This is a genomic window from Bacillus sp. TH17, assembly GCF_016651125.1.
Classification (GTDB): Bacteria; Bacillota; Bacilli; order Bacillales; family Bacillaceae_G; genus Bacillus_A; species Bacillus_A mycoides.
Window position 1 is genome coordinate 5,129,597 of the sequence record NZ_JAEKEN010000001.1, and the last position, 22,831, is coordinate 5,152,427.

17 protein-coding genes, 2 rRNA genes and 1 riboswitch are annotated in these 22,831 nt (G+C 37.7%); all 19 genes read left to right on the plus strand.

Going from position 1 to position 22,831, the window contains the following annotated elements; genetic code table 11:
- Positions 1 to 88: 88 nt before the first annotated feature.
- The 19 genes from guaA to JFT95_RS26615 all read left to right on the plus strand — a co-directional run bounded on the left by guaA (position 89) and on the right by JFT95_RS26615 (position 22,796).
- Complete coding sequence (guaA, locus tag JFT95_RS26525; protein WP_012260212.1) at positions 89 to 1,627, plus strand: glutamine-hydrolyzing GMP synthase; 1,539 nt, start codon at positions 89 to 91, stop codon at positions 1,625 to 1,627.
- A 256-nt stretch (positions 1,628 to 1,883) separates the two neighbouring features.
- Entirely contained in the window at positions 1,884 to 2,108 is a 225-nt protein-coding gene (locus JFT95_RS26530; protein ID WP_201053563.1) for a hypothetical protein, read from the plus strand.
- Between the two features lie 413 nt (positions 2,109 to 2,521).
- Positions 2,522 to 4,558 carry an HsdM family class I SAM-dependent methyltransferase gene (locus JFT95_RS26535; RefSeq protein ID WP_201053565.1) on the plus strand — a complete coding sequence of 679 codons (2,037 nt, stop codon included), beginning with the start codon at positions 2,522 to 2,524 and terminating at the stop codon, positions 4,556 to 4,558.
- Entirely contained in the window at positions 4,555 to 5,652 is a 1,098-nt protein-coding gene (locus JFT95_RS30040) for a restriction endonuclease subunit S (RefSeq protein ID WP_050551942.1), read from the plus strand. The genes JFT95_RS26535 and JFT95_RS30040 overlap by 4 nt, the downstream gene beginning before the upstream one ends.
- A gap of 355 nt (positions 5,653 to 6,007) precedes the next feature.
- Entirely contained in the window at positions 6,008 to 6,412 is a 405-nt protein-coding gene (locus tag JFT95_RS26545) for a hypothetical protein (RefSeq protein WP_201053566.1), read from the plus strand.
- A 133-nt stretch (positions 6,413 to 6,545) separates the two neighbouring features.
- Positions 6,546 to 6,737, plus strand: a complete 192-nt coding sequence (locus tag JFT95_RS26550; RefSeq protein ID WP_201053567.1) for a hypothetical protein — start codon at positions 6,546 to 6,548, stop codon at positions 6,735 to 6,737.
- Positions 6,738 to 6,815: 78 nt separating this feature from the next.
- The gene (locus JFT95_RS26555; protein ID WP_201053568.1) at positions 6,816 to 7,628 is read left to right on the plus strand and encodes an exonuclease/endonuclease/phosphatase family protein; all 813 of its coding nucleotides are present in this window, start codon (positions 6,816 to 6,818) and stop codon (positions 7,626 to 7,628) included.
- Positions 7,629 to 7,888: 260 nt separating this feature from the next.
- Positions 7,889 to 9,268: an FtsK/SpoIIIE domain-containing protein gene (locus tag JFT95_RS26560; protein ID WP_201053569.1), complete on the plus strand. Its 1,380-nt coding sequence runs from the start codon at positions 7,889 to 7,891 to the stop codon at positions 9,266 to 9,268.
- A 287-nt stretch (positions 9,269 to 9,555) separates the two neighbouring features.
- Positions 9,556 to 10,059, plus strand: coding sequence for a hypothetical protein (locus JFT95_RS26565; RefSeq protein ID WP_000517195.1), 504 nt, complete (start codon positions 9,556 to 9,558; stop codon positions 10,057 to 10,059).
- Positions 10,040 to 11,068 carry a replication initiation factor domain-containing protein gene (locus JFT95_RS26570; protein WP_201053570.1) on the plus strand — a complete coding sequence of 343 codons (1,029 nt, stop codon included), beginning with the start codon at positions 10,040 to 10,042 and terminating at the stop codon, positions 11,066 to 11,068. The genes JFT95_RS26565 and JFT95_RS26570 overlap by 20 nt, the downstream gene beginning before the upstream one ends.
- A gap of 20 nt (positions 11,069 to 11,088) precedes the next feature.
- Positions 11,089 to 11,295, plus strand: coding sequence for a DUF3173 domain-containing protein (locus tag JFT95_RS26575; RefSeq protein WP_201053571.1), 207 nt, complete (start codon positions 11,089 to 11,091; stop codon positions 11,293 to 11,295).
- On the plus strand, positions 11,292 to 12,545 hold the full coding sequence (locus JFT95_RS26580) for a tyrosine-type recombinase/integrase (protein ID WP_201053572.1): 1,254 nt from the start codon (positions 11,292 to 11,294) through the stop codon (positions 12,543 to 12,545). The genes JFT95_RS26575 and JFT95_RS26580 overlap by 4 nt, the downstream gene beginning before the upstream one ends.
- The gene (locus JFT95_RS26585) at positions 12,546 to 13,352 is read left to right on the plus strand and encodes a metallophosphoesterase (protein ID WP_201053574.1); all 807 of its coding nucleotides are present in this window, start codon (positions 12,546 to 12,548) and stop codon (positions 13,350 to 13,352) included. It abuts the gene before it with no gap.
- A complete protein-coding gene (locus JFT95_RS26590) occupies positions 13,339 to 13,731 on the plus strand; it encodes a hypothetical protein (RefSeq protein WP_049113408.1) in 393 nt (130 codons plus the stop codon). The genes JFT95_RS26585 and JFT95_RS26590 overlap by 14 nt, the downstream gene beginning before the upstream one ends.
- 258 nt (positions 13,732 to 13,989) lie before the next feature.
- Positions 13,990 to 14,091: riboswitch (purine riboswitch) on the plus strand.
- A gap of 128 nt (positions 14,092 to 14,219) precedes the next feature.
- Positions 14,220 to 15,545, plus strand: coding sequence for an NCS2 family permease (locus JFT95_RS26595; RefSeq protein ID WP_002029453.1), 1,326 nt, complete (start codon positions 14,220 to 14,222; stop codon positions 15,543 to 15,545).
- 145 nt (positions 15,546 to 15,690) lie between these two features.
- A complete protein-coding gene (locus JFT95_RS26600) occupies positions 15,691 to 16,392 on the plus strand; it encodes a response regulator transcription factor (RefSeq protein ID WP_002009978.1) in 702 nt (233 codons plus the stop codon).
- The gene (locus JFT95_RS26605) at positions 16,376 to 17,881 is read left to right on the plus strand and encodes a sensor histidine kinase (RefSeq protein ID WP_002124847.1); all 1,506 of its coding nucleotides are present in this window, start codon (positions 16,376 to 16,378) and stop codon (positions 17,879 to 17,881) included. The genes JFT95_RS26600 and JFT95_RS26605 overlap by 17 nt, the downstream gene beginning before the upstream one ends.
- Before the next feature lie 295 nt (positions 17,882 to 18,176).
- Positions 18,177 to 19,728 (plus strand): 16S ribosomal RNA (locus JFT95_RS26610).
- Between the two features lie 146 nt (positions 19,729 to 19,874).
- A 23S ribosomal RNA gene (locus JFT95_RS26615) occupies positions 19,875 to 22,796 on the plus strand.
- Together the 16S and 23S rRNA genes form the textbook arrangement of a ribosomal RNA operon.
- The last annotated feature ends 35 nt before the right edge of the window (positions 22,797 to 22,831 follow it).

Below are 22,831 nucleotides of genomic sequence, written 5' to 3' on the forward strand. Positions count from 1 at the left end.
GGACTGGCTTTTTTTATTATATTAGTAATGCTTTTCGCCAAATTGGTGAAAATATTTATATACGAGAACTAACGTTGGGGTGATTATTTTGAAGAAGCAGCATGATACAATTATCGTTTTAGATTTTGGGAGTCAGTACAATCAGTTAATAGCACGTCGAATTCGTGAGTTCGGTGTATACAGTGAACTTCATCCACATACAATTACTGCAGAAGAAATTAAAGCAATGAATCCAAAAGGGATTATCTTCTCTGGTGGACCAAATAGTGTATACGGTGAAGGCGCATTACATTGTGATGAAAAAATCTTTGAACTAGGATTACCGATCTTCGGTATTTGTTACGGTATGCAGCTTATGACACAACACTTCGGTGGTAAAGTAGAACGTGCAAACCACCGTGAGTATGGAAAAGCTGTTCTTAAAGTAGAGAACGAATCAAAATTATATGCGAACCTTCCAGAAGAGCAAGTTGTATGGATGAGCCATGGTGACTTAGTAACTGGTTTACCTGAAGGATTCGTAGTAGATGCAACAAGTGAGTCTTGTCCAATTGCTGGTATGAGCAATGAAGGGGAAAACTTATACGGTGTACAATTCCACCCAGAAGTACGTCACTCTGAGCACGGAAACGATTTAATTAAAAACTTCGTATTCGGCGTATGTGGTTGCTCTGAAGGATGGAACATGGAGAACTTTATCGAAGTAGAATTAGAGAAGATCCGTGAAACTGTTGGAGACAAAAAAGTATTATGCGCACTTAGTGGCGGTGTAGACTCTTCTGTTGTAGCAGTATTAATTCATAAAGCGATTGGTGACCAATTAACATGTATTTTCGTGGACCACGGTTTACTTCGTAAAGATGAAGCAGAAGGTGTTATGAAAACATTTAGCGAAGGCTTCCATATGAACGTTATTAAAGTGGATGCACAAGAGCGCTTCATGAACAAGTTAAAAGGTGTAGAAGATCCAGAGCAAAAACGTAAAATCATCGGTAATGAATTCATTTACGTATTTGATGATGAAGCTTCTAAATTACAAGGAATGGACTTCCTAGCGCAAGGTACACTTTACACGGACATCGTTGAAAGTGGTACAGCAACTGCACAAACAATTAAATCTCACCATAACGTTGGTGGACTTCCAGAAGACATGCAGTTCAAATTAATTGAGCCTTTAAATACTTTATTTAAAGACGAAGTACGTGTATTAGGATCAGAACTAGGAATTCCTGATGAAATCGTATGGCGTCAACCGTTCCCAGGTCCAGGACTTGGTATTCGTGTATTAGGTGAAATTACAGAAGAGAAATTAGAAATCGTTCGTGAATCTGATGCAATTTTACGTGAAGAAATTATAAAAGCAGGATTAGACCGCGAAGTTTGGCAATACTTCACTGCGCTTCCTGGTATGCGTAGTGTAGGTGTTATGGGTGACGAGCGTACTTACGACTACACAGTAGGTATCCGTGCAGTAACATCTATCGACGGTATGACAGCTGATTGGGCACGTATCCCTTGGGACGTATTAGAGAAAATCTCTGTACGTATCGTAAACGAAGTAAAACACGTTAACCGTATCGTGTATGATATAACGAGTAAGCCACCAGCAACTATTGAGTGGGAATAGAACATAAATATAATTTGAAATGAGAAAGCCCATTTTACAGTATTTATTTTGATTAATAACCTGTAAAATGGGCTTAATTTTATATAGTTCCCCACCAATCTCACCACCAAAAAACTAGTTGCTCTTTTTGATGTTTAGTTTAAATAAACAGAGAGTGATTTAATCTTTTTAATTTATAAAGTGGTAAGATGTGATTTTAAGCGGTCCTGAATGTAAAATGTTTATAATTACATGAAAAGGAATGTGAACGTTAAAAATGAGTCAATTAGCAATCGTGGTAAGAAAATTAACTGATGACTTGAATAAAATAGTGGAAAACATTGATGGTTCAGGTGACGATGATAAAATGACATTGCTTTTTAGTGCAGGTGTCATTTTGGAAGATATACGTAAATTAATTAAAGGGCATCCCGTAGCACGGTATGATTCTAAAATCAAGCAACCTTATCTTTTGTATCCAGATGGAAGAAGGGAATATTAATTGGAATTTCCTTTCTAATCAATTTATTCAGTTTAGTAATTATAAATGGGCAGTATTAAAAAACATGATTTTTCAATAATTCATCAAGATATTCATGGGAATAAAGTGATTAAATAAATTGATTGGTGCAGGGCTACGTTTTTTATTTGCCATGATATTCATATGCGATTTCAATTACTTGCGTATTCGTGATAAAATGTTACTTAGAATGTAATAAAAAGAGATTCAGCAATGTCTGTACGCTACAATAAATTGTACAAATTGCTTATTAGTGCGGACATTTTTACAAGCCTAATAAGAAATGGATATTCTTCACATAAAAGTATAGAGAAAATCTGTTAAGTACTTAATTGTGGATTGGGATGTGTTTAGTAAAACTAGGTGAGTTAATATGGAGAAGGAGTAAGAAATAAATGGCAAAGTCAATAGAACCCAACATTGCAGATATAGCAAACAGTTGGCTTAAATCTTACAAATTGGATTATAAATTAGAACAAGAAACTTTAAATACTGAAATAGACAAAGCACTTTCTGATTACTTTACTAAAAATGGCGGAGCAGGTGCAAATCGTCCTGATGCAAAATTACTTTTACAAGACAAGAATTTAGATTTTTATCCTGTTCTTATTGAATATAAGGGCTATAAAGATAAACTTGTAAAACTCGATAATAATGGAAAAGTTGAAAATAAAACTACCAAGAATGAGCCGCATTTTAAAAATATTAATTCTTTTGCAGTAAATGGAGCCGTGCATTATGCAAATGCTTTACTACATCATACTAGTTATACTGATATTATCGCCATCGGTATGACAGGTCATAAAGATGAAGATGGGGAAATTAGACATGAAATAGGAGTCTACTATGTTTCAAAGAGCAATTTAGGAGTAGGGCAAAAAGTAGGGGAGTTTTCAGATCTTTCATTTTTAGCACCTGGAAATTTTGATGGTTTTATTGACAAAGTAAAGACATTACATTTATCACAAGAGGAAATTGACAAATTAAAAGAACAACGAGAAAAAGAGATTAACGCTAGTTTAGTAAAACTTAATAACGATATTTATCATAATGAAAAAGGTTTAGGTGAAAATGATCGTGTGTATCTCGTTGCAGCTTCTATTATTGCAACTCTCGGAATACCTGGAAAAGTTACACCACTCGAAAAATCCGATTTGAAATCTTCTACTGAAAAAGGAAATACTGACGGTGAAATAATAGTAAGAAAAATAAGGGCATTTTTGAATGAAAAAGAACTACCAAATGAGAAAAAAGAACTTATCATTAGGACTTTGCAAAACACACTTTTAACTGATAATATCAACAAGGTTGAAAATGGCGAAAGTCAACTAAAAAGGGTTTTTACTAAAATTGTAGATGATTTAGGCATATACTATAAGATTGGACTAACAACTGATTTCACAGGTAAGCTATTTAATGAGATGTATGGATGGCTTGGTTTTTCCCAAGACAAACTTAACGATGTAGTTCTTACTCCATCTTATGTTGCTACTCTCTTGGTTAAATTAGCACGAGTAAATAAAGATTCATATGTGTGGGACTTTGCTACGGGATCTGCTGGATTGTTGGTTGCTGCTATGAATGAAATGCTTAATGATGCCAAAGATAATATTACGTCACCTGAAGAACTTACTCAAAAAGAGATTAAAATAAAAGCTGAACAATTGCTAGGTTTAGAGTTGCTATCAAGCGTGTATATGTTGGCAATCCTAAATATGATTTTAATGGGAGATGGAAGCTCAAATATTTTAAACAAAGACTCTTTGAAAGATTTTAACGGAAATTATGGCTTTGGTAAAACTGAAGGTAAATTCCCTGCAGATGCTTTTGTCCTAAATCCTCCATATTCTGCTAAAGGGAATGGTATGAATTTTGTTGAAAAAGCCCTTGGGATGATGAATAAAGGCTATGCTGCTATTATTATACAAAATTCAGCAGGATCTGGCAGAGCCACAGAATATAACAAGAGAATATTGAAAAAACACACACTTTTGGCAAGTATTAAAATGCCTGTTGATATATTTATCGGTAAATCAAGCGTACAAACGAATATATATGTTTTTAAAGTAAACGAAAAACATCATAAAGATGATATGGTAAAGTTTATTAATTTTTCCAATGATGGATATACAAGATCTAATCGTAAAAAGTCCACTAACAACTTAAAAGACACAGATCGTGCTAAAGAACGGTATGAAGAACTAGTAAACTTGGTGCGTTTTGGAAAAAACAAACTTAACATCTTTACTGAAAAAGAGTATTACGAAGATACTATTGACCCTAATAATGGTGCTGATTGGAATAAAAGCGCACCTATAAACACTAAACCTACTTTGCAAGATTTCAAAAAAACTGTAAGCAACTACTTAGCTTGGGAAGTTTCTAATATCTTAAAACAGCAAAATAAAGAGGACGAAAGCCTGGGAAAATAGATGCCTCACTTAACAAGAAATTAGAGGAAGTTAAGTGGGGCGAGTATAAAATTGAAGACGTATTACAATGGCAATCCCAAAAAGAAATTGACCCTCTAAAACTTAAAGAATTGAAAGATGAAACAGAAATGTTTTATCCTTTTTACGGACAAGCTACCATAAATAATGGAATAATTTCTTATCATCAGCTAACGAATAAGGTTTTAAATAATAAAAATGGAAAGCCAACAATTTTAATACATTCGAACAATCAAAATATTGTTTATCTAGAAACACCTTTTTACTTAAAAGATGGTCACGGTGCAACAAGTGTTTTGCAAAGTATAAAATTAAATAAATTAAATCAAATGTTTATTATTGCTTCAATTGATAAAGTCATAAAAAGTAAATATTCTTATAATACTAAAGCGACAAAAATAGAATTAAAAAATACAGTTATAAGCCTTCCTACTAAAAACGGCAAAGTAGATTTTGATTTTATGACAAGCTTTATAGCAGAGCTTAAAGCAGAACACATATCGAAATTAGACGCTTATTTATTAGCAACAGGGCTAAACGATTATTCTTTAACAGCTAAAGAACAACAGGTGTTGCAGGAATTTGAGAACATAAATTGGGGAACATTTAATCTTGAAAAATTATTTGGAAAATCTACTCGTGGCAAAAGACTAAAAAGTGCAGATAGAATTTCAGGGAAGTTGCCTTTTGTAACAGCAGGTGAGTCAGATGAGGGCGTGTCTGCATTTATTGGAAATGATGTTACTATATTTTCAGAAAATACAACTACCATTGATATGTTTGGTTCTGCAAAATACAGAAATTATAAATATGGAGCTGATGACCATATTGCAGTTGTCCATACCGAGAATTTGCCTAAATATGCATCAATATTTATAACATCTGCAATACATCAATCGTCTCATACAGGAAAGTTTAATTATGGAAGAAATTTTTACCCAAAAGATGCAGATGAATTAAACATTTCACTCCCGATAAAAAACAAGGAACCAGATTATGAAATCATGGAAACTTTTGTATCTGCTATTCATAAGCTTGTTATAAAAGATGTTGTCTTGTATGCCGATAAAAATTAGAAGCTACAAAAAGTATTGTAAACAGAAAAGCATAGAAGAAGTAATTAAAAGCAGCCCTCAGCTCCTTCCTGCGGGCTGCGGGCAACACGCGAAAAACCGCATAAAGACGAAAAATTTGTTGTGCAGTACAACGATACTGTTCAGTAGGAAATTAAAAAGGACGATATCCATAAATTGGTTATCGTCCTTCTTCAACTATAGCATGCATTAGTTGAATAGGGTTATAAAAGAATAAGTAAATTGAAGGGAATTGACAATCTAAAATAGGGATATTATCATAAGAATAGTTAAGTTGTCATTAGTAGTCAACAGAGGTCACAAGTAATCTATATAAATCTAAGGGTAGGCTATAATAATGAGAGTTCCGATGAAATTAAACAGAATAACGGTTTTAGCACTAAATAAATTTAAGCAGATAAAGTATGATGATCCTGATATAAATGTAACTACAGGTCATGTATTGTCAGTTGCATATGAATTGATAGAGCCGAGCATTCAAGAAATAGATTGGAAAACGGTCAACAAGATGAACATCCCAAATGTTACAAATAATAATGATGAAAGCATTATGAAAGTAAATACTACACTTAATCTTGCTGAATCTGTTGTTAAAGGTATAGAAGCGTTACAGCAACATTTTCGGAAAGTTTATGATACAGATAGAGTATTTAAAACATTTGTAGTAAAATTGATACTTTTTGCGGCTATATTGCAGAATGAAGAGAATTTACCACTGCTGGAAAAAAATGATGAAGACTGATACTTATCCTCAAAAAAGGGGGTAAGTATTTTTTTATAAAAATATTGACGACCAATAACGACCGTGGTAAATTATAGTTACAGAGACGACCGAAGACGACTTTGGGTGACTTAGATAAATGGAGGTATCTATTATGAGAATCGAGAAAAAACGGGCTTTTGTGGATTATGAAGAGTTTATCAATAGCTTTTATGACGAAATTTTTACAACCATTATGGCTTCATCTACAATCTCGGCAGATGCTAAGGTCCAATTGTTAAAAGAATTAGATACAAATCTAGAAACAGTGAGATTTGAAGCTTTTATCATTGAAGAGGAGGAATGATATACAGGGAGGGGATTTCCTTTCCTGCTCTATCCAAGTGTATAAATTTCAATTGGAATTTAAAGGGGGATAATATATATGCAATCAAGAAAGGTAACATCAAATGATGGGTGTGATGATTTGAAAGTATTGCTTTGGAATATCCAATGCACAGCAGGGTTTGAATATGGTAATAATGCTTTACTACCTATCCTTGAGGGAATTGAACTTAGGAATAAGAAATTAAGGCCAGATATTATTGTTCTTAACGAATATTACCAGCATAACGATTATTGGAATTTTAAGAATAAACTTGAGAGTGCGGGCTATTCCGTCTTTGAAGATAGAAGAGACAGGAAAAAAGGTGTAAACCAAGTTCTAATTTGTGTTAATTCAGACAAATTCGAAGGGATTGAAAAGGCAGAGATCAATAATCCTAATAGTGATAAAATGCCAAATTTCTTATCTGTGACACTCCAGTACAAAGGTAGTCCATTTGTTATCATAGGAACGCGTATTAGGACAGAGAAAGACTTTAATGAAAGAAAAAATCAGTTTAATGAATTAGTGAAGCTGGTAGATGACCTTAAGGAGAGAGGTTTTGAAAATATACTAATTGCTGGAGACTTCAACCACGCTCGAATTCTTGGTGATGAAAATGCATATTTGACTAGGGATGAAATTAATGAAGCGTATACAGGTAAATTACAAAAGGTGTTCAACTACCATTCAATTAAGCTCAAATTAAAAGAGATGGGGTTTAATTTGTGTACGCCTAGCGGTAATTCTATTGGTTTCCTTAAATTAGACCATTTGTTTCTCCCTAATTTGATGACCGTAGAAGACGAGATTTATGTTTTTAAAAAGGGTCTTTCTGATCATGCACAGCTGAGAGCTACAATTAAGATTTAATGATGAAAGTAATGGAAATGGGGCTACAAACTTTGAGCCAAGAACGATTTTGAGAATTTTTCTGAGTGAAGATAAGGTTGGAAAAAGAGTGTTTCGAACGGAAGAAGAGGTAATCAATGAGGTTGAAAATTGGCTATCCTCTTTTGAGAGTTATAGAGCGTTTGTAGAAAAATACCATAAAAGATCGTGGTATTAAAAATTGTTCAATTACTCACAAACTATAGAGGTGATTGTTTTGTTTAAAAATCAAGGATTTATACATGTTGAATAAAAGAAATAGCGATTGGCATGAGGTTGTATATCCGCAAAGGAAAAATAAATTATTAAAATATTTCCTTGTAATATTCATCCTTGTGCTGACGATTTTCTTTGTGAAAGTATCAAACGCTATTCCCCCACTAATAATTGAAATTCCTGTGATTCATGGTTATATGAGTTTCAATGGTTTCGTTGATTTGCTAATAACAGTTTTTTTGGCGGTATCTATTTACAAAAGTATTAGATTCTACTTTAACTTTGTTAAGGACCATAAGTCATGGATTGCTAATAATCTAGCTTATATGATAGACACGCTGAAATTATATGATGAAGATTACTTTGAGACTATTAGAGAAGATAAGGTCGTCAGAGAAAAACGTATTGTAAGGGTTATTCGTATTTATTACAAAGAAGCGGAAAAATACATTTATGTGAGGATAAGGAGAGATGGTGACCGATTTACAAAAGAAGCTACCAATCTTGGCGAAAACCTCGAAGCTACTTTAGGAATGGAACTAGAATCAACAAATATAACTGTTAATTATGTTGATTATACTTTCTTAAAATACAAAGACGAACGAATTAACCTAGCTTCAGCAATAAGTAAATCAAATGATTCAGATAAAATTAGAATTACTGGAAATATATCTTACCAACTCCACAAGGTCGTCCACTCCCTTATCGTTGGGGGAACTGGATCTGGAAAGTCATTCTTCATTTTGGGGAAAATAGTTTCTTACTTGAACTTATCTCCTCAAGCAGATTTGAGAATTATTGACCCCAAAAAAGCAGATTTAAGCCTATTGCGTTTCGTTACGGGGTTTGAAGGGAAAGTTGCTACAGAAGCCAATCAAATATGCAAAATGCTCAGAGAAGTCGTTGAATTGATGGAGCAAAGATATTCTAACTATTTCAATGATATATCCGCCTTTGGCAAGACATACAAGGACTTTAATTTACCTGTAGTTATAGTTGTCTTTGATGAATTTTCAGCCTTTATGCATTCAGTAGATAAGAAAATTGCTAAAGAGGCATTAGATTACGTTTTTACTCTAGTAATGAAAGGCAGACAAGCAGGCGTCATGATAGAGATACTTATGCAACGTCCTTCAGCAGATGACCTGCCTACGAATATAAGGGCGCAGATGGGGTTTAAAGCAGGTTTAGGTGCTATGGACTCAATTGGCTATAACATGATATTTGATACCAATAACGTTGAATATAAGACGGTTACAGAGAAAGGTGGAGGGTATATTCAACTGGATGGCGTTCATGCTGCTCCAGTCTATTTTGAAACTCCATATATAGACAAAGACTTTGACTTCATAGCAGAAATAGAAAAATTGATGGGAAATCAACAAATGGCGGATACCTCTAAATAAAGTGATTTCATCAATCTAAAAAATTGAGCGTAACTTTTTGCGAGTTTTTCGGTGGCGAAGTTAGTCGCCAAACGGAGTGGCAAGAAATGCTCGTGAAAAGTTATGCCTTGTTGGGCGTTCTTTGCCCAACACTTATAAATAACCAAAATTAGCGAAGCAACCCGTTATGTAACACGGGTGTAATACCCTCAATGGAAATGGTTCAATCGGTTGGGGCCCTAGGGTTAGAAGGTTACTCGAAATCCCGAGAGTTCGGGATTTGAAAATGGTAAAAAGGGGTTGTAAACATGGGAAAATTAATTTTAAAATCGTCAAGATTACATTCTTTAAATGACTCGGAAAATGTCGAATTAGGTGATTTTCATTTTGATATTAAACAATTTAAAGTTCCTACAGCAATGTTAGTACAAAAAGATGGTTTTGCTACTCGAATTGAAAAAGAAAAGAATCTAAATGGAGAGTTAGTTGAAACAGGTAAGTATGCAATAACTTTTAAAGTTTATGATAGACCATTTATTGAGCTTGTATTACAAAATGGTGGTACTGAAATTGGCTCGCCTATTACTGTAGTTATTGAAAAACAAGATAGTCTACCTATCTTTGATGATTATGAAGATGGTGAATTTATTCCAATTTCATTTACGGGTCTTAAAGTAAAACCTAAAAAAGTGCAAAAGAAAACATTTGTCGGACAAGGTAAGCCAATGATCGATACATGGCAGTATTCAGAACTCAAAATTGAGGCTGATAGTTACACTATTGGTGAAGTACATGAATCAAAAGCGAAGTAATCAGTGCTTAATTGATTACCTTCGTTGTTCGATTCCAAATAGTGAGTTACCGGCAGTCGCTGATGAAATTTTAGGAATCCCTATCTCTGAATTTTCTTCAGAGATTAAGGGGTCTCCATATCCTACTTATGATATGTGCATTAGCTTTGCAAATATAAAGCTTCATTCTTCACGAAGTCATAGTAGTGTTCTTATAGATATGTCTGGGCAAGCGTGTAGACAATATGAAGAATACATGTCGAGGGTTGATGGTTGGCATTGGTACAAATTTATATCAGTTATTTTAGAAATACAAGGTAAGGTATCAAGAATAGATTTGGCTTTAGATATTTTTGATGATGCTACTCCATCTGTAAAAGCGTTGCAGGATTATGTGAAACGAGGACAATTAAGTACGAAAAGTCATAAATTTATTGAAATAAATAGTGGTAGGATTCTTGATGGGAAATTGACCGGTTTTACATTGTATATTGGTGCATCTCCGCAAATATTACGAATCTATGATAAAAAACAAGAAAGAAGAGATAATGCAGATGAAGTTGTAAATGTTGAAAAGTGGGTCAGATGGGAACTAGAGCTGACTGGAAATAAAGCGAAGCAAGTTGCTCTTCAAATATTGAATGGGAAACCACTTAATACTATAGTTAAAGGTATTTTATCAGCTCATTATTGTTTCAAGACACAACCTAAGGGTGCCAGTAATTTACATAATAAAAATAGACTTCCTACAATGAGATGGTGGAAAAAATTTGTAGACGGTATTGAAGCAATTCCCTTAAAAGTAAAGCGTGAAAAGCTCACTTTAAAGAAAAAGAAAAATTGGGTTGAAAATGCTACAGTAAAATCAATCAGTATGCTCTATGAGTCATTTAGGCGTGTATATGGTGAAAAATATGCTGAGCTTTATTTGAAAGAGTTAATACATATGGGGAAAGAAAAAATCACTGAGTCCGACCAAACATTAATTGAGCAACGTGTTTTAGAACTTATGAGTGAGGATGAATATTAGCGTGGGAAGGGGTTGTTGTGATGGGTACAACAATATGTAAAGATGATTTAATTAAACTAGGATATAAGAAATATCAAGCTATTTCACTAATTAGGCAAGCAAAATCAATCATGGTGCAAAAAGGTTGTCCGTATTATAACAACAAAAGACTAGGAAGAGTACCGAGGGATGTGGTTGAATCCATTTTAGGAGTTTCTCTTATAACAGAAATGAGTAATTCCCAATGAAGGATAGAACGCAGCAAACAACGAAATACCCTGGTGTATATGTTGATGATAAAGGGAATTTCTTTTATCAATCAGAATTTGGCATTGATCGGATTACAGGAAAACGAATACGAAAAAAAGGAAGGAAAGACGTTAATGGAAAGCCCTTTTCTTCCGCGTTCGAGGCTAACAAAGAGTTAACTCGATTAAAGAGAGAATATCATAAAGTCAATAGTTATGCTAACTATAAAATGACTTACGAGCAATTTATGAATACTGTGTATATACCGTATTATCAAACAGACGTTGAAGAAAGTACCTTTTCTATTAAGCAAAGAATATTGGAAAAGGTAAGAGATAGGTTCGCTTCTATTCCTCTCCGTTCTATTTCAGTGGAGGACGTACAAAATTTTCGTACATGGTTATTAACAAGTCAAGAAAATGGGGGAGCTGGGTATGCTCAATCCTATGCGAGTCTAGTTTTTGGAACATTTCGTAAAAGCTTGGATAAAGCTGTGGAAATGCAATATTTAGAATACAATATTTCAAAAAAGGTTAGGGCAATCAACAAAGGAAAAGCTATTGTACCCTATTGGACGAAACAAGAATTTGAAAAAGTGATAAACCAAATTTATATTGGTGATTTTTATGAACACTTAAATTTCGTTATGTTGTGGGTCTATTATATGACAGGGATTCGTGTGAATGAGGGAACAGCTTTATATTGGAATGACATTGATTTAATAAAGAAACGTATACGGATTCATCATATGCTTATTTTGAAAAACAGAACGGATTGGAAACGGAATTCATATACGAAAACAGAAGATGGAAAGAGAATAGTAGCACTGGATGATGACACCATCAAAATTTTAAATGACTGGAAAAGTAGGCAAACAGAGATTGGATTAGGTAAGGAAAATGATTTTGTGTTTAGTTATGATGGTCTACCGATGATTAAATCAACGATATCAAGAATTATTGAGCGATATTCTAAATTCGCAGGAGTGAAAAAGATACAAGCAAAGGGATTGCGTCATTCTCATGCTTCATATCTTATTAATGAATTTAATGTGTCGGTGCTGGTTTTATCTCAACGTATGGGTCATTCAAGTCCCGAAATTACTTTAAAACATTATGCTCATATGTGGAGTGGTGCTGATACGGCAATTGCTGAGGAGATGTCAGGGAATATAAAAATAGAGACTGCCGAATATACGAAGATAATCTTCAATGGAAATCAAGTTATAAGAAAAAGAAGGGATAAATAAATGGCTACCATATATTCTATTAGCGATATACACGGTTATTACAATCAAATGATTGATTCGTTGAAAAATATTGATTTAAAGAATAAAGAAAATAAAATTATCTTCCTAGGTGATTACGTGGATGGAGGAAATGATTCATGTAGGGTTTTATATTACATAAAAGAATTACATGAAAATCATGTGGATCAAGTTATTGTTTTGGTAGGAAATCATGATGAAGTATTCCTACATTGGTTATATTCCCAAGAGGATGATTTTAAATTGTTATTTCAGGAGCCAGATATATGTACACTTAAAAGTTTCCTTACTGTTGAGGAGTATAGAGAGATTTTTGATACTTTTCAGCCTTTAACCTATTCATATGAAAAAGTAAGTGAGGTATTAAAGGAAGCTATTAAGAAGAAACATGGTGATTTGTTGAAATGGTTACTGAATATTTCTAAACAGCTTCGTTACTTTGAAACAGACCAACAAATATTTGTCCATGCTGGTATTTTAGAAGAAGCCGAAGATTTGTGGAAACATGGTACTCCTAAAGAGTATTTCACACAAAAGTACCCAGCTGAGACAGGATATTTTTATAAAGATATTATTGCAGGGCATATTTCAAGTGTGGAGATAGCCAATAAAAAAGAATATCTTGGAAAGGTTTATTGGGATGGAGAAAGTCATTTTTATATTGATGGTACTGTTGAAAAAAGCGGCAATATTCCGGTCTTAAAATATGATACTGAAAAGAAAAGATATTCAACCTTTGAAAAGGATACTATACATGGGGAATGGAGAGAGGTTTATGTTGACGTATAAAACATATTTAGAAGAAAAAGATAGTTTAACTTTTCAAGAAGCTGAAGAAATTTACTCTCAAATATTACAGTCTGCTAATACCAGCGATAGTGATTTTAAGGAGTTTTGGGAAGATATGATTAAATCTGCTATCGTTTATGCGAATACTCGTGCTGAATGGAGTATACAGACGTTAGAAGAGCGTAGAGACATTGATGATTCCCGAACACATCAACACAATACATTTATGATAAATCTAAAAGTAATTGCAAATTATATGAAACAACAAAATTGGAGTTCGGTGTGGTTTGACGAGTTGGGGACTATTGAAAGTGATAGAAAGAGATTTGGGGATTTTGCTTGTTATTTAGTTTGCATAAATTCGTTGAATGCTCGATAATATGTTTATTCACCACCAATTGCCCCACCAAATAATTAAAAATTAGATGAAGTAGCTATATATCAATACTTATCCCATACCTATTACTATTGAGTGGGAATAGTATTGTAATAAAAAAGATCCATCTATCGTTCATGTATAGATGGATCTTTTTGTTTTTACCCTTAATACGAACGAAAATATAAAAGTTTATAAAAATGTTCGTTTTTAAATTGACAAAACCACCTCCTCGAGTTAATATGAGTATGTAATTCAAACGAAAAGTGAATATTATGCCGTCGTATAATATCGGGGATATGGCCCGAAAGTTTCTACCTAGCTACCGTAAATGGCTTGACTACGAGGCGTTTTGATAAAGATGAGGGGAAACTTGTCTTTATTCATAGAACGCTTCCATGTATATGCAATGGAAGCCTTTTTTATTTTTATAGATAAAAGAGGGCTAGGGTGAAATACGGCGAGTAATCATATAACGGGGGAAACGTAAGATGAAACGCTATTTTCAGTTTGATGAACTCGGCACAAATTATAAAACAGAGTTCATAGCAGGTTTAACGACATTTCTATCTATGGCTTACGTACTATTTGTCAATCCTGCTACGCTGTCGCTTGGAAATGTTAAAGGATTACCGGCAGGTACAGGAATGGATCCAGGTGCGGTATTCGTTGCTACAGCATTAGCAGCGGCGATTGGTTCGTTAATTATGGGGATATTTGCGAAGTATCCGATTGCTTTAGCGCCAGGTATGGGAATAAATGCGTTCTTTGCTTATACAGCAGTGTTAACGATGGGAATTCCGTGGCAAACGGCGATTGCTGGAACATTAATGTCAGGTATTATCTTTATTATTCTTACTGCTTCAGGTATTCGGGAAAAAATCATTAATGCAATTCCAGTAGAGTTAAAGTTTGCAGTAGCGGCGGGTATCGGATTATTCATTGCCTTCCTTGGATTCCAAAATGCCGGAATTATCGTAAAGAATGATGCTGTCCTTGTTGGATTGGGGGATTTAACGAAGGGCACAACGTTATTAGCAATTTTCGGAGTTGTTATTACAATCATCTTCATGATTAAGAAAATAAATGGTGCTGTTTTCTACGGCATGATTCTTACGGCAATTTTAGGAGTAGCAACAGGATTAATTGATACTCCGAAAGCTGTGGTGGGAGCAATACCGAGTCTAGAACCGACGTTCGGTATGGCGTTAACTCACTTTGGAGACATTTTTACTGTTCAAATGGCGATTGTTATTATAACGTTCTTCTTTATCGATTTCTTTGATACAGCAGGTACGCTTGTAGCCGTTGCAAATCAAGCGGGATTAATGAAGAACAATAAATTACCACGTGCAGGAAAAGCATTATTTGCAGATGCGATTGCAACTGTAATTGGTGCAATTCTAGGTACATCAACAACAACGTCTTATATTGAATCTTCTGCAGGGGTAGCAGCGGGTGGACGTTCTGGATTTACAGCAGTTGTAACAGCAGGGTTCTTCTTACTGGCACTATTCTTCTCACCACTATTAAGTGTTGTGACACCAGCTGTAACAGCGCCAGCATTAATTATTGTAGGGATCTTGATGGTTTCATCTTTAGGCGAAATTGATTGGAAGAAATTCGAGATTGCAGTACCAGCATTCTTTACTATCATTTCAATGCCACTTACGTATAGTATCGCAACAGGAATTGCAATCGGGTTTATCTTCTATCCAATTACAATGGTTGTGAGTGGTCGTCGTAAAGAGATTCATCCAATTATGTATGTTATGGGAGTTTTATTCGTACTATATTTCATCTACGTTCGTAAATAAAATGGGTTTTTTGAAAGGTCTAGACTTGAGGGGAGTCTAGACCTTTTTTGCGTCTTCAGAAAATCTTAAGGATTTCCGAGCGTTTTTCTTCAGAAGTTTTCTTATAATAGAAGTTAGGGATTAAAAAAGTGATGGGGGAGATAGTATGGCTGGGGAAACAATACTTGTCGTAGATGATGAAAAAGAAATTAGGAACCTTATTACAATTTATTTAAAGAACGAAGGATATAAAGTACTGCAAGCAGGGGACGGAGAAGAAGGGTTACGTATATTAGAAGAAAATGAAGTGCACTTAGTCGTATTAGATATTATGATGCCGAAAGTAGATGGTATTCATATGTGTATGAAAGTAAGGGAAGCGAAGGAAATGCCGATTATTATGCTTTCGGCAAAAACGCAAGATATGGATAAAATTTTAGGATTAACAACAGGTGCAGATGATTACGTAACGAAACCATTTAATCCGTTAGAGTTAATCGCAAGAATTAAATCTCAGTTACGTCGTTATATGAAGATGAATGGTTTTGCTATTCAAAATGAGGATGAGTTAGAAATTGGAGAGATGAAAATAAACATCTCCACTCATACAGTCATTGTGGATGGAGAAGAAGTGAAACTGACCCCGAGGGAATTTTCAATTTTAGAATTACTAGTTCGTAATCCGGGGATGGTCTTTAGTGCGGAACAAATTTATGAAAAGGTTTGGAACGAAAGATCTTTCCAGTCGGATAACACGGTAATGGTTCATATTCGGAAAGTGCGTGAAAAGATTGAGGAGAATCCAAGGAAGCCAATATATATAAAAACAGTATGGGGAGTGGGGTATAAGATTGAAAAAGATATTTAATCCATTTACTTATGTTAGGAAAATTCGAGAATTAATTGGAAAGATAGTGAAGAGTGTGAAACGGAGTATACGAATTCAACTTATTACTGCGTTTACTGCTTGTGCGTTGTTAGGGATTTTGTCAGCGAAGGCAGCGGCGCCGTTTTTTGAGAATGCGAATCGAGAGGCGACGATCGATTATCGGGTTGGTATGGAACAAATTAATCAACAAGCTCAAAGCGTGGCAAATAGTTCAGTTCATGAAAATAAATTAGAAGCTATATCAACTATGATTGAAATAGAGAATCAAAATTTAGAACAAAACTCTAGAGCTTTAAAAGTATTGGTCACTGACGAGAGCGGTAAAGTTTTATATAAAACGAAGCAGGCGCAAGAAGAGCAAATTGATTTGCATAATACAATTCGTAATGCATCATCGTTTGCGATTAATTATATGAATGGTAGAAAAGAATTTGAAAGTACGAGAAAAGAATTTATAGCTTTTGCACCCATTACAATAGAAGATAAGAATTTATACATGTTTGTTAGTGGGATTCCAGAAGGTGAAGTAATATATGATACGCAAGAAGGACCGTTTCCGTTTTTCATAGGTGTACTTGTATTTATTTTCTCTTTCTTCTATATAACAAAGAGAAAGATGAAGCAAATTGAAGCGATGGCACAAGGTGTAAAGGAAATAGAAAAAGGAAACTTAGCGTACCGTATTGAGAAAAAAGGTGAAGATGAGATTGCGTCTTTAACTGAGAATATTAATAATATGGCGGAAGAGCTTATGAATAATATAGAAAAGGAACGTAAATTAGAGAAGCAAAAGAATGAGCTTATTACGAATGTATCACACGATTTACGTACACCACTGACTTCTATAATGGGTTACTTGCGATTACTTCGAGATTCTAAATATGAAAATAAAGAACAACATGATGAGTATACGAGAATTGCTTTTGCAAAGTCGGAGCAGTTAAAGAATTTAATAGAAGATTTATTTGAGTATACGAAGTTAACGAATGAACAAGTTGTATTAGAAAAACAGGAAGTGTGTGTAAATGAGTTACTTGATCAATTAATAGAAGAGTTAGTACCACAAGCGGAAGAGCATGGCCTTATGTTTGTTAAGAAGTTTCCTGAGGAACGTGCATATGCGATGATTGATTCGGAAAAGATGGTTCGTGTATTCGACAACTTACTAATGAATGCAATTAAGTATAGTAAAGATGACGGAGAGATAAAAGTTTCTCTTCAAAGGCAGCGCAGGAATATACAAATTGTTATTGCGAATCATAGTGAAGAGTTTACGAGAGAAGAGTTAGGGAACTTGTTTGAACGGTTTTATAAGAAAGATCAATCTAGAAGTAGAGTAACAGAAGGTTCGGGGCTCGGATTAGCTATTGCGAAAAGTATTGTTGAGTTGCAAGGTGGTAGTATTCGAGCTGAGTATGAGGACGGGATCGTTCAGTTCATCGTTTCATTACCAATTATAGAAAAATAATAAATGAATAGAATGTTATAGGATAAAAAGGCTTATTTTAAAAGGAATAAGCCTTTTTATATTTTTTTAGAAAAACATATTGACGATTAGAGTTTAGAGGTGTAATATAGAACAAGTCGCCGATAGCAACAACGCAGAAAGCGACAAAACAAAATGAAAAACTTAGTTGACATTGAAATATGAAAATGTTAACATAAGGGAGTCGCAAATGAGCGGCAAACAAGTTCTTTGAAAACTGAACGAAACAAACAACGTGAACGTCAATTTTTATTTTTAGATGCTAGACAAACTAACTTTATTGGAGAGTTTGATCCTGGCTCAGGATGAACGCTGGCGGCGTGCCTAATACATGCAAGTCGAGCGAATGGATTAAGAGCTTGCTCTTATGAAGTTAGCGGCGGACGGGTGAGTAACACGTGGGTAACCTACCCATAAGACTGGGATAACTCCGGGAAACCGGGGCTAATACCGGATAATATTTTGAACTGCATAGTTCGAAATTGAAAGGCGGCTTCGGCTGTCACTTATGGATGGACCCGCGTCGCATTAGCTAGTTGGTGAGGTAACGGCTCACCAAGGCGACGATGCGTAGCCGACCTGAGAGGGTGATCGGCCACACTGGGACTGAGACACGGCCCAGACTCCTACGGGAGGCAGCAGTAGGGAATCTTCCGCAATGGACGAAAGTCTGACGGAGCAACGCCGCGTGAGTGATGAAGGCTTTCGGGTCGTAAAACTCTGTTGTTAGGGAAGAACAAGTGCTAGTTGAATAAGCTGGCACCTTGACGGTACCTAACCAGAAAGCCACGGCTAACTACGTGCCAGCAGCCGCGGTAATACGTAGGTGGCAAGCGTTATCCGGAATTATTGGGCGTAAAGCGCGCGCAGGTGGTTTCTTAAGTCTGATGTGAAAGCCCACGGCTCAACCGTGGAGGGTCATTGGAAACTGGGAGACTTGAGTGCAGAAGAGGAAAGTGGAATTCCATGTGTAGCGGTGAAATGCGTAGAGATATGGAGGAACACCAGTGGCGAAGGCGACTTTCTGGTCTGTAACTGACACTGAGGCGCGAAAGCGTGGGGAGCAAACAGGATTAGATACCCTGGTAGTCCACGCCGTAAACGATGAGTGCTAAGTGTTAGAGGGTTTCCGCCCTTTAGTGCTGAAGTTAACGCATTAAGCACTCCGCCTGGGGAGTACGGCCGCAAGGCTGAAACTCAAAGGAATTGACGGGGGCCCGCACAAGCGGTGGAGCATGTGGTTTAATTCGAAGCAACGCGAAGAACCTTACCAGGTCTTGACATCCTCTGAAAACTCTAGAGATAGAGCTTCTCCTTCGGGAGCAGAGTGACAGGTGGTGCATGGTTGTCGTCAGCTCGTGTCGTGAGATGTTGGGTTAAGTCCCGCAACGAGCGCAACCCTTGATCTTAGTTGCCATCATTAAGTTGGGCACTCTAAGGTGACTGCCGGTGACAAACCGGAGGAAGGTGGGGATGACGTCAAATCATCATGCCCCTTATGACCTGGGCTACACACGTGCTACAATGGACGGTACAAAGAGCTGCAAGACCGCGAGGTGGAGCTAATCTCATAAAACCGTTCTCAGTTCGGATTGTAGGCTGCAACTCGCCTACATGAAGCTGGAATCGCTAGTAATCGCGGATCAGCATGCCGCGGTGAATACGTTCCCGGGCCTTGTACACACCGCCCGTCACACCACGAGAGTTTGTAACACCCGAAGTCGGTGGGGTAACCTTTATGGAGCCAGCCGCCTAAGGTGGGACAGATGATTGGGGTGAAGTCGTAACAAGGTAGCCGTATCGGAAGGTGCGGCTGGATCACCTCCTTTCTATGGAGAATTGATGAACGCAGTTCATCAATAAACGTTGACTTGTTTTGTTTCGTTCAGTTTTGAGAGAACTATCTCTCAAGTTTAAATGTATGTTCTTTGAAAACTAGATAACAGTGTAGCTCATATTTTTTTAATTTTAGTTTGGTTAAGTTAGAAAGGGCGCACGGTGGATGCCTTGACACTAGGAGTCGATGAAGGACGGGACTAACGCCGATATGCTTCGGGGAGCTGTAAGTAAGCTTTGATCCGAAGATTTCCGAATGGGGAAACCCACTATACGTAATGGTATGGTATCCTTACCTGAATACATAGGGTATGGAAGACAGACCCAGGGAACTGAAACATCTAAGTACCTGGAGGAAGAGAAAGCAAATGCGATTTCCTGAGTAGCGGCGAGCGAAACGGAATCTAGCCCAAACCAAGAGGCTTGCCTCTTGGGGTTGTAGGACATTCTATACGGAGTTACAAAGGAACGAGGTAGACGAAGCGACCTGGAAAGGTCCGTCACAGAGGGTAATAACCCCGTAGTCGAAACTTCGTTCTCTCTTGAATGTATCCTGAGTACGGCGGAACACGTGAAATTCCGTCGGAATCTGGGAGGACCATCTCCCAAGGCTAAATACTCCCTAGTGATCGATAGTGAACCAGTACCGTGAGGGAAAGGTGAAAAGCACCCCGGAAGGGGAGTGAAAGAGATCCTGAAACCGTGTGCCTACAAATAGTCAGAGCCCGTTAATGGGTGATGGCGTGCCTTTTGTAGAATGAACCGGCGAGTTACGATCCCGTGCGAGGTTAAGTTGAAGAGACGGAGCCGCAGCGAAAGCGAGTCTGAATAGGGCGTTTAGTACGTGGTCGTAGACCCGAAACCAGGTGATCTACCCATGTCCAGGGTGAAGTTCAGGTAACACTGAATGGAGGCCCGAACCCACGCACGTTGAAAAGTGCGGGGATGAGGTGTGGGTAGCGGAGAAATTCCAATCGAACCTGGAGATAGCTGGTTCTCCCCGAAATAGCTTTAGGGCTAGCCTTAAGTGTAAGAGTCTTGGAGGTAGAGCACTGATTGAACTAGGGGTCCTCATCGGATTACCGAATTCAGTCAAACTCCGAATGCCAATGACTTATCCTTAGGAGTCAGACTGCGAGTGATAAGATCCGTAGTCAAGAGGGAAACAGCCCAGATCGCCAGCTAAGGTCCCAAAGTGTGTATTAAGTGGAAAAGGATGTGGAGTTGCTTAGACAACTAGGATGTTGGCTCAGAAGCAGCCACCATTTAAAGAGTGCGTAATAGCTCACTAGTCGAGTGACTCTGCGCCGAAAATGTACCGGGGCTAAATACACCACCGAAGCTGCGAATTGATACCAATGGTATCAGTGGTAGGGGAGCGTTCTAAGTGCAGTGAAGTCAGACCGGAAGGACTGGTGGAGCGCTTAGAAGTGAGAATGCCGGTATGAGTAGCGAAAGACGGGTGAGAATCCCGTCCACCGAATGCCTAAGGTTTCCTGAGGAAGGCTCGTCCGCTCAGGGTTAGTCAGGACCTAAGCCGAGGCCGACAGGCGTAGGCGATGGACAACAGGTTGATATTCCTGTACCACCTCTTTATCGTTTGAGCAATGGAGGGACGCAGAAGGATAGAAGAAGCGTGCGATTGGTTGTGCACGTCCAAGCAGTTAGGCTGATAAGTAGGCAAATCCGCTTATCGTGAAGGCTGAGCTGTGATGGGGAAGCTCCTTATGGAGCGAAGTCTTTGATTCCCCGCTGCCAAGAAAAGCTTCTAGCGAGATAAAAGGTGCCTGTACCGCAAACCGACACAGGTAGGCGAGGAGAGAATCCTAAGGTGTGCGAGAGAACTCTGGTTAAGGAACTCGGCAAAATGACCCCGTAACTTCGGGAGAAGGGGTGCTTTCTTAACGGAAAGCCGCAGTGAATAGGCCCAAGCGACTGTTTAGCAAAAACACAGGTCTCTGCGAAGCCGTAAGGCGAAGTATAGGGGCTGACACCTGCCCGGTGCTGGAAGGTTAAGGAGAGGGGTTAGCGTAAGCGAAGCTCTGAACTGAAGCCCCAGTAAACGGCGGCCGTAACTATAACGGTCCTAAGGTAGCGAAATTCCTTGTCGGGTAAGTTCCGACCCGCACGAAAGGTGTAACGATTTGGGCACTGTCTCAACCAGAGACTCGGTGAAATTATAGTACCTGTGAAGATGCAGGTTACCCGCGACAGGACGGAAAGACCCCGTGGAGCTTTACTGTAGCCTGATATTGAATTTTGGTACAGTTTGTACAGGATAGGCGGGAGCCATTGAAACCGGAGCGCTAGCTTCGGTGGAGGCGCTGGTGGGATACCGCCCTGACTGTATTGAAATTCTAACCTACGGGTCTCATCGACCCGGGAGACAGTGTCAGGTGGGCAGTTTGACTGGGGCGGTCGCCTCCTAAAGTGTAACGGAGGCGCCCAAAGGTTCCCTCAGAATGGTTGGAAATCATTCGTAGAGTGCAAAGGCATAAGGGAGCTTGACTGCGAGACCTACAAGTCGAGCAGGGACGAAAGTCGGGCTTAGTGATCCGGTGGTTCCGCATGGAAGGGCCATCGCTCAACGGATAAAAGCTACCCCGGGGATAACAGGCTTATCTCCCCCAAGAGTCCACATCGACGGGGAGGTTTGGCACCTCGATGTCGGCTCATCGCATCCTGGGGCTGTAGTCGGTCCCAAGGGTTGGGCTGTTCGCCCATTAAAGCGGTACGCGAGCTGGGTTCAGAACGTCGTGAGACAGTTCGGTCCCTATCCGTCGTGGGCGCAGGAAATTTGAGAGGAGCTGTCCTTAGTACGAGAGGACCGGGATGGACGCACCGCTGGTGTACCAGTTGTTCTGCCAAGGGCATAGCTGGGTAGCTATGTGCGGAAGGGATAAGTGCTGAAAGCATCTAAGCATGAAGCCCCCCTCAAGATGAGATTTCCCATAGCGTAAGCTAGTAAGATCCCTGAAAGATGATCAGGTTGATAGGTTCGAGGTGGAAGCATGGTGACATGTGGAGCTGACGAATACTAATAGATCGAGGACTTAACCATATAATATGAAGCAATGTTATCTAGTTTTGAAGGAA

Bases quoted from the DNA above. Each gene is read 5' to 3' on its own strand.
- JFT95_RS26530 (WP_201053563.1), top strand. From the start codon at position 1,884: ATGAGTCAATTAGCAATCGTGGTAAGAAAATTAACTGATGACTTGAAT.
- JFT95_RS26535 (WP_201053565.1), top strand. From the start codon at position 2,522: ATGGCAAAGTCAATAGAACCCAACATTGCAGATATAGCAAACAGTTGG.
- JFT95_RS26545 (WP_201053566.1), top strand. From the start codon at position 6,008: ATGAGAGTTCCGATGAAATTAAACAGAATAACGGTTTTAGCACTAAAT.
- JFT95_RS26550 (WP_201053567.1), top strand. From the start codon at position 6,546: ATGAGAATCGAGAAAAAACGGGCTTTTGTGGATTATGAAGAGTTTATC.
- JFT95_RS26555 (WP_201053568.1), top strand. From the start codon at position 6,816: ATGCAATCAAGAAAGGTAACATCAAATGATGGGTGTGATGATTTGAAA.
- JFT95_RS26560 (WP_201053569.1), top strand. From the start codon at position 7,889: ATGTTGAATAAAAGAAATAGCGATTGGCATGAGGTTGTATATCCGCAA.
- JFT95_RS26565 (WP_000517195.1), top strand. From the start codon at position 9,556: ATGGGAAAATTAATTTTAAAATCGTCAAGATTACATTCTTTAAATGAC.
- JFT95_RS26570 (WP_201053570.1), top strand. From the start codon at position 10,040: ATGAATCAAAAGCGAAGTAATCAGTGCTTAATTGATTACCTTCGTTGT.
- JFT95_RS26575 (WP_201053571.1), top strand. From the start codon at position 11,089: ATGGGTACAACAATATGTAAAGATGATTTAATTAAACTAGGATATAAG.
- JFT95_RS26580 (WP_201053572.1), top strand. From the start codon at position 11,292: ATGAAGGATAGAACGCAGCAAACAACGAAATACCCTGGTGTATATGTT.
- JFT95_RS26585 (WP_201053574.1), top strand. From the start codon at position 12,546: ATGGCTACCATATATTCTATTAGCGATATACACGGTTATTACAATCAA.
- JFT95_RS26590 (WP_049113408.1), top strand. From the start codon at position 13,339: ATGTTGACGTATAAAACATATTTAGAAGAAAAAGATAGTTTAACTTTT.
- JFT95_RS26595 (WP_002029453.1), top strand. From the start codon at position 14,220: ATGAAACGCTATTTTCAGTTTGATGAACTCGGCACAAATTATAAAACA.
- JFT95_RS26600 (WP_002009978.1), top strand. From the start codon at position 15,691: ATGGCTGGGGAAACAATACTTGTCGTAGATGATGAAAAAGAAATTAGG.